The sequence below is a fragment of the Streptomyces sp. NPDC057249 genome, from assembly GCF_042669245.1.
Lineage (GTDB): Bacteria > Actinomycetota > Actinomycetes > Streptomycetales > Streptomycetaceae > Streptomyces.
Genome location: NZ_JBHUXS010000010.1, coordinates 17,439 through 30,498 on the forward strand (window position 1 = coordinate 17,439; position 13,060 = coordinate 30,498).

At 73.3% G+C, this 13,060-nt stretch carries 9 protein-coding genes; 8 read left to right on the forward strand and 1 reads right to left on the reverse strand.

The window, feature by feature from the left end; genetic code table 11:
• Positions 1 to 84 precede the first annotated feature (84 nt).
• Positions 85 to 1,629: a type VII secretion protein EccB gene (eccB, locus tag ACFUJY_RS19735; RefSeq protein ID WP_383301103.1), complete on the reverse strand. Its 1,545-nt coding sequence runs from the start codon at positions 1,627 to 1,629 to the stop codon at positions 85 to 87.
• A gap of 266 nt (positions 1,630 to 1,895) precedes the next feature.
• Here eccB and eccE point away from each other — a divergent pair, with 266 nt between their 5' ends.
• From eccE to ACFUJY_RS19775, 8 genes are all read left to right on the forward strand, one after another.
• Complete coding sequence (gene eccE / locus ACFUJY_RS19740; RefSeq protein WP_383301105.1) at positions 1,896 to 3,065, forward strand: type VII secretion protein EccE; 1,170 nt, start codon at positions 1,896 to 1,898, stop codon at positions 3,063 to 3,065.
• Positions 3,062 to 3,787 (forward strand): hypothetical protein, encoded by a 726-nt coding sequence (locus tag ACFUJY_RS19745; RefSeq protein WP_383301108.1) that lies wholly within the window; start codon positions 3,062 to 3,064, stop codon positions 3,785 to 3,787. Before eccE ends, ACFUJY_RS19745 begins: the two co-directional genes overlap by 4 nt.
• A gap of 326 nt (positions 3,788 to 4,113) precedes the next feature.
• Positions 4,114 to 6,804: an SCO5717 family growth-regulating ATPase gene (locus ACFUJY_RS19750; protein ID WP_383301111.1), complete on the forward strand. Its 2,691-nt coding sequence runs from the start codon at positions 4,114 to 4,116 to the stop codon at positions 6,802 to 6,804.
• A gap of 196 nt (positions 6,805 to 7,000) precedes the next feature.
• Complete coding sequence (locus ACFUJY_RS19755) at positions 7,001 to 8,875, forward strand: ABC transporter substrate-binding protein (protein ID WP_383301114.1); 1,875 nt, start codon at positions 7,001 to 7,003, stop codon at positions 8,873 to 8,875.
• Between the two features lie 100 nt (positions 8,876 to 8,975).
• Entirely contained in the window at positions 8,976 to 10,055 is a 1,080-nt protein-coding gene (locus tag ACFUJY_RS19760; protein ID WP_383301117.1) for an ABC transporter permease, read from the forward strand.
• Complete coding sequence (locus ACFUJY_RS19765; protein ID WP_383301120.1) at positions 10,052 to 11,002, forward strand: ABC transporter permease; 951 nt, start codon at positions 10,052 to 10,054, stop codon at positions 11,000 to 11,002. Before ACFUJY_RS19760 ends, ACFUJY_RS19765 begins: the two co-directional genes overlap by 4 nt.
• Positions 10,999 to 12,027, forward strand: coding sequence for an ABC transporter ATP-binding protein (locus tag ACFUJY_RS19770; protein ID WP_383301123.1), 1,029 nt, complete (start codon positions 10,999 to 11,001; stop codon positions 12,025 to 12,027). Before ACFUJY_RS19765 ends, ACFUJY_RS19770 begins: the two co-directional genes overlap by 4 nt.
• The gene (locus tag ACFUJY_RS19775; RefSeq protein ID WP_383301126.1) at positions 12,024 to 13,025 is read left to right on the forward strand and encodes an oligopeptide/dipeptide ABC transporter ATP-binding protein; all 1,002 of its coding nucleotides are present in this window, start codon (positions 12,024 to 12,026) and stop codon (positions 13,023 to 13,025) included. Before ACFUJY_RS19770 ends, ACFUJY_RS19775 begins: the two co-directional genes overlap by 4 nt.
• Positions 13,026 to 13,060 lie beyond the last annotated feature (35 nt).

Sequence of the window (13,060 nt, forward strand, 5' to 3'; positions counted from 1 at the left end):
GCCGCCCCGGCGTGTCCGCTGCGGACAGCGGCGCCGGACCGGGTGCGCGGACGGGGAACGACCTCACCCCATCCGACGAAGCGGTCACGGCCGTTGACGGAGCGTTCCGCGGTCCGTCCGATACGGGCGGCGCGCGTCCGCGGTGTCGAGCCGGGGGCCGCGGGGAAGGAACTCCGACCACTCGGCCGGTACGCGGGCGGGCTCCACGTCCTCGTAGCCGAGCCGGGTCAGCGCCTCGCCGGCCCGCCCCGGAGCGGGCGGGGCGCTGCCCGCGGAGAGCCCGGGGCCGCCGTCGCCGTTCCCCTGAACCGCGTACCGCAATCCCGTGTCCGTCACCAGGAAGAGTGATCCCCCGGGTCCGGTCCGGCTGCCCCGGACCTGGGTGTAGAGGAGCCCGCTGCCCGGGGTGACGTAGGTGCCGGTGCCGCTCTCGCCGATGGCGGCGGGGTACGTGGTGCCGGCCCAGGTGCTCAGGGTGGTGCGGCCCCGGTCGTCCGTCGCGCGCAGTACGGAGCAGACGGTGCTCCGGTGCGCGGTGTCGACGCGGACGGCCTTGCGGGCGGGCCAGTGCGCGGCCTGGCCGGCGAAGGGTGCCGGGTCGGGCACGAAGTCCTGGAGCCCCGCCGGGTAGGCGGTGCCGGCCTGGTCGAGGACGGCGGTCTGGGGGGAGTTGACGATCAGCCAGGCGGTGAACTCGGAGACGGAGCGCACCCGGCCGTCGAGCACCACGTGGTAGGCGGTGCCCGCGCCGTTCCTGGTCCGGAGCACCGCGCCGACCCGGTTCTCGCGGGCGGACAGGTGGCCCTCGACGCGGGCGGGGGCGCCGATCTCGCCCGGGACGACGGGGAAGGCGACGGGGCTGCCGGTGTGCAGGGTGGCGAGCCAGTCTCCGGTGACGGCTCGCGGCCGGGCGCGTCCGACCAGGGCCTCGGTGAGGTGTCCGAGGTCGCCGGGCCGCTCGTCCACGCGGTATTTGGTGCCCCGTGCGTCCACGAGGTACCGGGTGCCGTGCGGGTCCTGGACGTAGAGGACCTGGCCGCCGGTGAGCCGGTTCGGGCCCTCCGTCAGCCGGTGGTCGCGGGCGGCGAGGACGAAGCCGGCCTTCCGCACACCGGTGCCCCCGTCCCCCGGCCGTACGCAGACGGCCCACCGTTTGGCGGTGCCCGCGTCCCGTTCGCCGGGGAGCCGGTCGGGGGCGTACGGGATGCCGATGACCGGTCCGCGCGGGGGCCTGCCCGCGTCGAGGACGTCGTCGGCGACCCGGACGACGCCGTAGTCGCCGGGGTCGAGCAGCAGCCGGGCGGACGCGAGGTTCAGGACGGGGTGCAGCCGGGTACGGCGATGGGCGCCCCGGCCGGTGGTCAGCACCACGTAGCGGGTGGTCGACGTGCGGCCGACGACGACCTTGGCGCCGGGGCGGTCCCAGCCCTGGGGTGCGACCGGGCGGAACATGCCGTACGCGCCGAACCCGGCGAGGAGCAGGGCGCCGGTGAGCACACCGGGGAGGACGGCACGCAGCGGGCGCGGGGCGCCCTCGTCGGTGCCGTCCGGAGAGGGCTGAAGGAAGGCGGCCAGGGCCCGCCTCTTCGCAAATGTGTACGCGTTCAGCTCGTCCCGTCGGGTCACCATGGCCCGGCCCGCCTTCCTCTCCACCCGCGCCGCACACCTGCGGGCGCGCACCGCTCGCAGCTGCGCGGGGCTGCCCGCTGTCGGCGACCACTATGCCGCCCGCACCTGGGCGTTGACCGAAACCCGGTACGCTGTGCGCTTCCGGCGGAGAGTTCGGTGGACGGGTGCGACGCGGGCCGGAACGGCTCGGACGGGGGCGGGGCACGATGGCGGACAGGGGCGGCGCGCGTCTGAACCGGCGGGCCGGACCGATCGGCACTTTTCGATTGCAACAGCTGGTTCTGTTCGAAGTGGCGGTGGCGGTCCTGCTGTGCGCCCGGGTCTTCGGGCCCGCGCTCCTGGGCCCTGCGGGGATGACGTCCGCGCTGCTCGTGGTCGTCGCCGTCGTGCGCAGACGCCGCCGTTCCCTTCCGGCCTGGCTGAGCACGGTCGTCGCGTTCCGGGCGCGGAACCGGCGGGCGGCCTCGCGGACCCCGGCGCCCGGTCCGGGCCCCTGGTCGCCGGTGGCCCCGCTGAACGAGTGCGCCCCGGCCCTGCGCACCTGTTCGTTCACGCACCGGAACCGGCGTCCGGTGGGGATGATCGGCGACGACACGCACCTCACCGTGGTGGTGCGGGTGGACGCGGAGGACACGCTGTTGCGGGCGGACCGGACCGTCCGGCCGCTGCCGCCGGGGCTCGTCCGGGACGTGATGGACGTCGACGGCATCCGCCTGGAATCGGCGCGGATCGTGCAGCACACCCGGCCCGCCCCCGCCCCGCACCTCCCCGGCGACGCGATCGCCGCGCTCAACTACGCGCCGCTGCAGGCCCGTACGGGGTCACCGGCGGTACGGATCACCTGGGTCACGCTGACGCTCGACCCGGAGCTCTGCCCGGAGGCCGTGCGCATGCGGGGCGGCGGCCTGACCGGGGCGCAGCGGTGCCTGTCGCGGGCGGCCGACCAGTTGTCCGGCCGGCTGGCCGGGGCGGGGTTCGGCGCGACGGTGCTGACGGAGCAGGAGCTGGGTGCCGCGCTCGCCGCCGCCGCCTGCGCGGACGCCACGACGGCCCCGCGTGCCGACGGGTCCCCGCGGACCGTCCGCCGCACCCGGGAGACCTCGCGGACGTGGACCTGCGACGGGCTCCGCCACACCGCGTACTGGGTGCGCCGGTGGCCGCGCTCCGCCGATGCGCCGATGCCCCGGCTGGTCGCGCTGCTCACCTCGGTGCCGGCGCTGGCCACGACGTTCAGCCTGACGCTGGCGCGGGGTGACCGGCAGGAGGTCGCGGCGGCGGGGTACCTGCGCGTCAGCGCGCGCACCGGTGACGAACTGCGATCGGCGCGGCGCGCATTGGAGCGTGTGGCACGCGGAGTGCGGGTCTCGCTCGTGCGGCTGGACCGCGAGCAGCTGCCCGGGGTGCTCGCCACGCTCCCGCTGGGCGGGTCCCGGTGACGGCGGCGGTGCCCGGAGGGGTGCGGGGCCGGCTGGGGTTCGGGCCGGTCGGTCCGCGCCGGCGGCGGTACACCATCGGCCCCGAGCAGCTGGCCGCGCTGGAGATGCCGGTGGGCGACGACGGGGTGGTGATCGGCGTGGACGAGGAGGGCTTCCCCGCCGTTCTCGGGCTCAACCGCCCTTCGCCGTACGACGTCACGCTCGTCGGCGGGCTGTGGACGGCACAGGTGCTCGCGCTGCGGGCAGCGGCGACGGGTGCGCGGATCGCGGTGGAGACGGGGCGGGCGCACGCCTGGGGGAGCCTGGTCCGGGCCGCCGGTGGCAGCGGGTGCGTGGCACTGCACGAGGTCGGCCGGGTGCCGCCGATGGGCCCCTCGGCGGCCTCGCCGGTCGTCGTCGTACGGGATTGCGGCATGCGTCCGCCGCCCGGGCGGGCCGTGTCCGGCCCCTGGCAGTCGGTGCTGACCCTGTTGCCGTATCTGGGACCGGCCGCGCCCGCGCTGACGGAGAAGGCGTCGCTGGTGGGCGTGCAGCGGGTGTCACCCGGCGAGGCGGAGGAGGCCGGGCGTCTCCTGCGGCTGCCGGCCGGCGCGGTCCGCGCGCTGCCCGCACTGGCGGACGGGGCCACCCTCTGGTGCACCCGGCGGGAGAGCCGGCTGGTGACGACCCGGGCGACCGACGCGGAGACCGGGCTCCTGGGCGCCGCGCGCCGGGTGGACTGACGGGCGTACGCCCGGGAGACCGCGAGCGTGCGTTCCGGGGGGCGACGGACGGGATCACCGGTGTGGTTGTGCCTGTTTGACCGCTTTGGGTTTCACTCCCCGTCGCACTCACTCCACTTGGGTGCACTACGTGACGTACGGGACAGGGTGCGCGGTGCTGTACGGCCTGCCTCGGCGGGGCCCATGGCGTTTAGGCTGGGTCCGGACGCGGCGGAGAACCTGGGGACAGGCCATGTGCGTCCCAGGGGGAGAGCCGGGCGGTTCGCGTTACGGGAACGCCCCCACCCACCACGGCACAAGGGTGCTCGACCACACCAGGAGGCAAAGTGAACGGCGATCGGGACGAGATGCGCGGGGGCTGGGACAAGCCCGTCGACGAGTCGTCCGACGCGGAGCCCGCCGAGACGACGGGTGAGTTCACCATCGACTACACCCCGCCCGCCTGGTACACGCAGAACGCGCCGGGCGACTCCCTGGGCGGCGCCGGTACGCCGCCGGCATCGCCCCCGCCGCCGAGCGGGGACCCGGTGCCGCTCCCCCCGCCCCCGGCGCAGCGCGGCTTCGACCCCGACTGGACCCCGGCTCCGCCGGACACCGGCGACCTCGACAGCGGCGCCACCATGCGGTTCTCGGCCTCCGCGCTGAAGCGGGAGATCGAGGAGCGGGACCGCGCGGCGCGCGCGGCGGAGACGGACGCCGGGGCGGGGGGCGGCGACGCGCCGTCCGCCGGCGGCGGAGACGACCTGTCCGAGGCCGCCGGTGCCGTTCCGGACGACGCGGCGGGTACGCCCGACGCGGAGCCGGAGGAGTCCTGGGACGACGTCCTGGGGAGGGTCTTCGACTTCGAGCCCGAGGCGGCCGAGGTCGCCCCGGAGCCCGCGGACACGGCGGGAAGCTCCCCCGCCGCCGAGGACGGCGAGGAGGGCGAGAAGGCCGACCCCGCGTCGGCCGGCGCGCCCTCGGAGCCGTACACCCCGAAGCCGTACACCTCGAAGCCGTACGACGCGGAGCCGGCGGACGCCGCATCCTCGGACTCCGCGCCCTCGGACGCCGCGCCCTCCGACGAGGTCCGCGCGGCTTCCGGCGAGGCGGCCTCCGCCGAGCCGGACGACGAGGCTCCGGTAACCGACGCCACCCCGGACGCGGCGCCCCGCGACGTACCGGCGGACAGCGCACCGCAGGACGCCTCGCCGTCCCCCTGGGCACCGGCCGCCCCCGCGCAGGGGGGTCTCCCGCCGCTGCCGCCCGCCTTCCAGCCGGCCGCCGCCCAGCAGGCGCAGGCACCGCAGCCCGAGCCCGCCCCGCCCCAGGCGCCCCAGCCCCAGCCGCCCGCCCCGCAGTCCGGCTACGGCTTCCCCCAGCAGGCACCGCAGCCGCACCAGCCGGAGCCCCAGCCCGCGCAGCCCCTCCCGGCCGCCGGCCTCCCGGCGCAGCGCCCGCAGCCGCCCGCGCCCCAGACCCCGCAGGCGCCCCCGTCGCAGGCTCCCTGGTCCGCGCAGCAGCAGCCCCAGGGCGGCTACGGCTTCCCGCAGGGCGCCCAGGCCCCGGCCCAGGGCACCCCCGCCCCCGCGGCCGACGCGGGCACCCCGAACCTCCCCGCGCAGGTCCAGCCGGAGCCGCAGCCGCAGCAGCCCGTCGACCCCCGGGCCGGTACCTCCTGGCCCACCCCCGCGCCTCGGGACCCGCGGTCCGGGCCCGGCGCGCCGCTGGGGTACACCGCCGCCGTGGAGCTCACCTCCGACCGGCTCATCCGGGGCAAGCAGAAGACCCGGAGCAGCCGCAACCCCTCCGGTGCCTCGCGCTTCAAGCTGGGCGGGAAGAAGGAGGAGCAGGAGAGGCAGCGCAAGCTGGAGCTCATCCGTACGCCGGTGCTCTCCTGCTACCGGATCGCGGTGATCAGCCTCAAGGGCGGTGTCGGCAAGACCACGACGACCACCGCGCTCGGCGCGACCCTGGCCAGCGAGCGGCAGGACAAGATCCTCGCGATCGACGCCAACCCTGACGCGGGCACGCTGGGCCGGCGGGTGCGCCGCGAGACCGGGGCGACCATCCGCGACCTGGTGCACGCGATCCCGCACCTCAACTCGTACATGGACATCCGGCGGTTCACCTCGCAGGCGCCCTCCGGACTGGAGATCATCGCCAACGACGTGGACCCGGCGGTCTCCACGGCCTTCAGCGACGAGGACTACCGGCGCTCGATCGACGTGCTCGGCAAGCAGTACCCGATCATCCTCACGGACTCGGGGACCGGTCTGCTGTACAGCGCGATGCGCGGTGTGCTGGACCTGGCCGATCAGCTGATCATCGTCTCGACGCCCTCGGTCGACGGCGCGTCCAGTGCGTCTACGACGCTGGACTGGCTGTCGGCGCACGGGTACGCGGAGCTGGTCCAGCGGTCCATCACCGTGATCTCCGGCGTCCGCGAGACCGGAAAGATGATCAAGGTCGACGACATCGTGCAGCACTTCCGGACGCGCTGCCGCGGAGTGGTCGTCGTGCCGTTCGACGAGCACCTGTCGGCCGGTGCGGAGGTCGACCTCGACATGATGCGGCCGAAGACCCGGGAGGCGTACTTCGACCTCTCCGCCCTGGTCGCCGAGGACTTCGCGCGCGCCCAGCAGCAGCAGGGGCTGTGGACGTCGGACGGCAGCGGGCCGCCGCCGCAGTACGCGCCGCCGCTGCCGGGCCGGCCGGTCCCCGGACAGCAGGCCCCGGGCCAGCAGCCGTACGCGCCCCAGCCTTCCCAGCAGCCCCAGCATCCTCAGCAGCCCGGTCAGCCCCAGTACCCCGGACAGCCGTACGCGCCGCAGCAACCCGGTCAGCCCTACCAGCAGCAGCCGCACGACGGCCGGCAGCCCTACCCCCCGCAGCCGGGTCCCGGCGCCGGGCAGAACTGGCAGCAGCCACCGGCCCAGCCGCAACCCCCGGCCGACCAGCCCGGACACCCCGAGTTGCACGGTCCCGTACCGCCCGCCGGATGGCAGCAGCAGCCGCCGCCAGCGCCTCAGCAGTAGGGCGTCAGAGGTCTGAACCAATGAGGGTCCGCATCGCCTCCGCGATGCGGACCCTTTTGGCATATCCGCAGACCACACGCCGTTTCGGGGACCGTTGACGCGGCTCGACCACCGCTGATAAACCTTCGCAACACCAGCCGGCGAACCGAAGTTCAACACGCCTTCCCGTGCGAGTCATGACACGAGGTCCCAGACCATGGTCGTAAGAGTTCCGTCCTCCTCCGCCCCGCCACGCTCACGTCTGCGGGTGCTCCTGGCCTCCGGTGCCGCCGCCCTCGCTCTCGCGGCCGGGTCCGTCGTACCGGGAATGCCCCTCGGGGCCGCGCCCCAGCAGGCGCAGGCCGCCGACAGCGGTAACAAGACACTCACCGTCGCGGTCGCGCAGAGCGTCGACTCCCTGAGCCCGTTCCTCGCCCAGAAGCTGCTGAGCACCAGCGTCTCGCGGCTCATGTACGACTTCCTGACGAACTACGACGCCAAGGACAACCACGCCATCCCCGGCCTGGCGACCAAGTGGGAGCCCTCCGCCGACAAGCTGACGTGGACGTACACCATTCGGAGCGATTCGAAGTGGTCCGACGGGCAGCAGGCGACCGCCGAGGACGCCGCCTGGACGTTCAACAAGATCATGGACGACGAGGCCGCGGCCCAGGCCAACGGCAGCTTCGTCACCAACTTCAAGAAGGTCACGGCCCCCAGCCCGACCGAGCTGGTCATCGAGCTCAAGAAGCCGCAGGCCACCATGGCCGCGCTCGATGTGCCGATCGTGCCGAAGCACGTGTGGGAGAAGGTCGGCGACTTCTCGAAGTTCAACAACGACACGAAGTTCCCCGTCGTCGGCAACGGCCCGTTCATCCTGACGGACTACAAGGTCGACCAGTACGTGAAGCTCAAGGCCAACAAGGACTTCTGGCGCGGAGCGCCCAAGTTCGACGAGCTGGTCTTCAAGACGTACAAGGACCAGGACGCCGCCGTCGCCGCGCTGCGCAAGGGTGAGGTCTCCTTCGTCGCCGGTTCGCCCGCGCTGACACCTGCTCAGGCGAACTCGCTCAAGGGCGACAAGAACATCAAGGTCAACGAGGGCCCCGGCCGCCGCTTCTACGCGCTGGCCACCAACCCCGGCGCGCGCACCAAGGACGGCAAGAAGTTCGGCAACGGCAACAAGGCGCTGCTCGACCAGAGGGTGCGCCAGGCGCTGTTCCTGTCGATCGACCGCGAGACGATCATCGACAGGGTGTTCCAGGGGCACGCCGTCGAGGGCAAGGGCTACATCCCGCCGCGCTTCTCGGCGTACGCCTGGGAGCCCTCCGCCGACCAGGCGCTGAGCTACGACCCCGACAAGGCGGCGAAGCTGCTGGACGAGGCGGGTTACAAGCTCAAGGGCGACCAGCGCGTCGGCAAGGACGGCAAGCCGCTCGACCTGCGCATCCTGTGCCACGCCACCGACCCGAACGACAAGGCGGTCGGCAAGTACCTGAAGGAGTGGTGGGGCAAGCTCGGCATCGGGCTGAAGGTCGACTGCCTGGACGACGTCTCCGTGCCCTGGTACGCCGGTGAGTACGACCTGGCCTTCGACGGCTGGTCGGTCAACCCGGACCCCGACTTCGTCCTCGGCATCCACACCTGCGCCGCCCTGCCCACCAAGGCCAAGGCGAGCGCCGCCACCGACAACTTCATCTGCGACAAGTCGTACGACGAGCTGTACAAGAAGCAGCTCGCCGAGTACGACCCCGCGAAGCGGGCGGAGATCGTCGGGCAGATGCAGTCCTGGCTGTACGACTCCGGGTACATGAACGTCATGGCCTACCCGAACGCGGTCGAGGCGTACCGCACCGACCAGATCAAGTCGATCACGACCATGCCCGAGGCGGCCGGGAACATCTACGGCCAGGACGGCTACTGGAGCTGGTGGTCGGCCGTTCCGGCGGGCGGTGACGGCACGTCGGACGGCGGCAGCTCCGGCTCCTCCACCGGTGTGATCATCGGAATCGTGGTGGCGGTCGTGGTCCTCGCAGGTGGCGGGTTCCTGATCTCGCGGCGCCGCCGCACCAGCGCGGACGATCGCGAGTAGGTTCTCGAACGGGATGCGAGGAACCGGCCGGCGCGGGTGCGGTACCAGGCCCGCGCCGGCCGGTTCCTTCCAGGAACGACACGAGTAACGAGAGTTCCCCATGACAGCTGACAGCACTCCGGCGCTCGTGCAACAGGCGGACGCGGCCACGGACGGCCCTCCGGCCGGCCCCTCGGCCGCACGCGGTCCACGGGCGCGCAACACCACGGCCTATCTGAAATATGTGGCCGCCAAGATCGCGGGCGCCGTCGTCTCGCTGTTCGCGGTTCTGGTCACCAGCTTCTTCCTCTTCCGGCTCATTCCCAGCGACCCGGTCAAACAGATGACGGGCGGCCGGCGGGTCTCGGCCGAACAGCTGGAGTCGATGCGCCATCAGTTCGGGCTCGACCAGCCGATGTGGCAGCAGTTCACCAGCTACATCGAGGACGCGCTCACCGGCGACTTCGGTGACTCGTACGCGTACCACGCACCGGTCATCGACAAGATCGTCGAAAAACTGCCGGCGACGCTGCTGCTCACCGGCACCGCCTACGTCCTCTACAGCCTGATCGGCCTCTGGCTCGGCACCCGCACCGCCTGGCGCAACGGCTCGGCCGGCGACCGGTTCAACACGGCACTCGCGCTCACGCTGTACTCGGTGCCGTCGTTCTGGCTCGGGCTGCTCCTGATCATCGTCTTCTCGGTGGGCGTCGGCCCGATCCCGGGCATGTTCCCGACGGGCGGGATGTCGTCCGGGGACACGAGCGGTCTGGATTACGTCATCGACGTGGCGCACCACATGGTGCTCCCGGTCATCACCCTGGTGGCGGTCGGGTACGCGCAGACGCTGCTGGTGATGCGGTCCTCGCTGCTGGACGAGATGGGCAGCGACTATCTGACGACGGCCCGCGCCAAGGGGCTGCGGGACGACGTCGTACGCCGCAAGCACGCCGTGCCCAACGCGATGCTGCCCACCTTCACGCTCATGTTCGTCAACCTGGGGCATGTGGTCGCCGGGCAGATCCTGGTGGAGACCGTGTTCTCCTGGCCGGGCCTCGGTTCCCTGTTCTACCAGGGCCTGAGCACCCCCGACCTGCCACTCGTCCAGGGCCTGTTCTTCGTCTTCGCCACCGCGGTGATCCTGGCGAACACCCTTGCCGATGTGCTGTATCCGCTGCTCGATCCCCGGGTGGGCCGATGACCACGACCGATTCCATGCCCACGCCGACCCCGGCGCCGGCCCCGCCCGAGCCCGTCCGGAGCGCCCGTGCGCTGGCCCGGGCCCGCAAACGCCGGTCCGCGGCCCGCTTCTGGCGGGAGTACCGCACGCACAAGGGCGGCATGTGGGGCCTCGGCGGCCTGGTGCTCATCGCCCTGGTGGCCCTGGCCGCGCCCCAGCTCGTCGGCGCCGACTCGGAGAGCGTCACCGAGGCGTCCGGCGGCGCGCTCGAATCGCCCAGCGGCGAGTTCCCGCTCGGCACCGACCAGTTCGGGCGCAGTGTGCTCGCGCTGCTGGTGTGGGGTGCGCGCGTCTCGCTCACCGTGGGGCTGCTCGCGGCGTTCCTGTGCGTCGCCATCGGCACGATCGTGGGGATCGTCGCGGGCCACTTCCGCGGCTGGTACTCGACGGTGCTGATGCGGGTGACCGACTGGTTCCTGGTGATGCCGACGCTGGTCCTCGCGGTCGCCCTCGCCTCGGTGATGGACCGCTCCCTGTGGACCATCGTCATCGCGATCGGCGTCACGACCTGGCCGACCACCGCCCGTCTGGTGCGGGCGCAGACCCTCGCCGTGGAGTCCCGCCCGTACATCGAGCGTGCCCGCGCGCTGGGCGGCGGCCACGGCCACATCATGCTCCGGCACGTCCTGCCGAACGTGATGCCGCTGGTGCTCGCCCAGACCACGCTGGCCATCTCCAGCGCGATCCTGAGCGAGGCCACGCTGGCCTTCCTCGGCCTCGGCGATCCGACCATCACCTCCTGGGGCAGCATGCTCCAGGACGCGCGCGCCGCGGGGGCGGTGAGCGCCGGCGACTGGTGGTACCTGGCCCCGCCCGGCATCGCCATCGCCCTGGTGGCCCTGGCGTTCACGCTGTGCGGCCGCGCGATCGAGTCCGTCCTCAATCCCAAGCTGGGGGTGGCCCGTTGAGCACGACGAGCATCCGCAAGACGCCTCTCCTGGAGGTACGCGACCTGACGGTGACGTACGCCGGCGGCGCGCAGGCCGTCCGCGGTGTGAACCTCCGGGTGGAGGCCGGGCGCAAGCTGGGCATCGCCGGGGAGTCCGGCTGCGGCAAGTCCACGCTGGCGCTGGCCCTGCTGCGGCTGCTGCCCGCGGGGACGAAGGTGACCGGCGAGATCCTGCTGAACGGCGAGGACGTCCTCGCGATGAAGTGGGGCCAGGTCAGGGCCGTGCGCTGGGCGGGCGCGTCGATCGTCTTCCAGGGCGCGATGCACTCGCTGAACGCGGTGCACCGCATCGGGGACCAGATCGCCGAGCCGATCCTGCTGCACAAGAAGGTCACCCAGGCCGCCGCGCGCAAGCGGGCCGGTGAGCTGCTGGAGCAGGTGGGGCTGCCCGCCGCCCGGGTGGACGCCTATCCGCACGAGCTGTCCGGCGGGCAGCGGCAGCGCGTGATGATCGCGATGGCGCTGGCCTGCGATCCGGGCCTGATCATCGCGGACGAGCCGACGACGGCCCTGGACGTGATGATCCAGGCCCAGATCCTGCGCCTGATCGAGCAGCTGGTCTCCGAGCAGGACCTCGGCCTGGTCATGATCAGCCACGACCTGGCGGTGCTGTCCGACACCTGCGACCGGCTCGCCGTGATGTACGCGGGCCGGGTCGTCGAGGAGGGCCCGGCGTCCGAGGTCTACGAGAGCGCGCACCACCCGTACAGCAGGGCCCTGTCGGGCGCCTTCCCGCGCATCGGGGACCCGTCGTCCCGGTTCGCGCCGCAGGGCCTGCCCGGCGACCCGCCCGACCCGTCGGCGCTGCCGGCCGGCTGCACCTTCCACCCGCGCTGCGCCCTGGCCCTGGACTCCTGCGCCACACAGGACCAGGTGCTGCGGGACGCGGGCCCGGGACGGCAGGCGGCGTGCGTGCTGGTGGGTCCCGAGGGGGCGGCGGCACCGGTCCTGCCGGGCGCCGAGGAAGCAAGGAGCACATCATGACGACGACCCCCGTGGACCTGCTCAGCGCGCAGGGGCTCCGGATCACCTTCCCCGGCCGGCACGGGGCCGAGCCGGCGCGTGCGGTGGACGGGGTGGACCTGGACATCCGGCCCGGTGAGATCGTGGCCCTGGTCGGCGAGTCGGGGTGCGGCAAGACGACGCTGGCCCGCTCCCTGCTGGGTCTGGTCCCGCCCACGGCCGGGCAGATCACGTTCGACGGGAAGCCGCTGGACTACGGGAGCCGGGCGCTCAAGGCGTACCGCAAGCGCGCGCAGCTGGTCCTCCAGGACCCCAGCGGCTCGCTGAACCCGCGCCACACGGTGTACGACGCGGTGGCCGAGGGTCTGCGCATCCACGGCTACGCGGGCGACGAGCGGCAGGCGGTGCACGACGCGCTGTCCCGGGCCGGGCTGCGTCCGCCGGAGCGGTTCTTCCTGCGCTACCCGCACGAGCTGTCGGGCGGTCAGCGCCAGCGCGTCGTGATCGCGGGGGCCCTGGTCCTGGAGCCGGAGCTGATCGTGGCGGACGAGCCGGTGGCCTCGCTGGACGCGTCGGTGCGCGGCGAGATCCTGGCGCTGCTGCTGCGGCTGCGCGAGGAGCTGGGGCTCTCCGCGCTGGTCGTGACGCATGACCTCGGTCTGGCGTGGAACATCGCGGACCGGGTCGCGGTGATGTATCTGGGCCGCATCGTGGAGACGGGTGACGTCGAGCAGATCCTGACGGCCCCGCGCCATCCGTACACCCAGGCGCTGCTGTCGGTGCTGCCGGAGGCGCCGGGCGATCCGGTGGTGCTGACCGGCGAGCCGCCGGACCCGTCCCGGGTGCCGTCCGGCTGCCGCTTCCACGCCCGCTGCCAGGTGCTGGCCTCGGGCGAGGCGGAGCGGGCGGGCGTCGCGGACGCCTGCCGTACGCAGGACCTGCCGGTCCTGTCGGGCGGCGGGGAGACGCAGGTGGCGTGCCACTGGGCGACGGCGAAGGTGACCGCGCCCACGTCCTGACGGGCCTACGGGTTTCCCGGCCGCACCGGCCGGGA

Bases quoted from the DNA above. Each gene is read 5' to 3' on its own strand.
- eccB (WP_383301103.1), bottom strand. From the start codon at position 1,629: ATGGTGACCCGACGGGACGAGCTGAACGCGTACACATTTGCGAAGAGG.
- ACFUJY_RS19755 (WP_383301114.1), top strand. From the start codon at position 7,001: ATGGTCGTAAGAGTTCCGTCCTCCTCCGCCCCGCCACGCTCACGTCTG.
- ACFUJY_RS19760 (WP_383301117.1), top strand. From the start codon at position 8,976: ATGACAGCTGACAGCACTCCGGCGCTCGTGCAACAGGCGGACGCGGCC.
- ACFUJY_RS19765 (WP_383301120.1), top strand. From the start codon at position 10,052: ATGACCACGACCGATTCCATGCCCACGCCGACCCCGGCGCCGGCCCCG.
- ACFUJY_RS19775 (WP_383301126.1), top strand. From the start codon at position 12,024: ATGACGACGACCCCCGTGGACCTGCTCAGCGCGCAGGGGCTCCGGATC.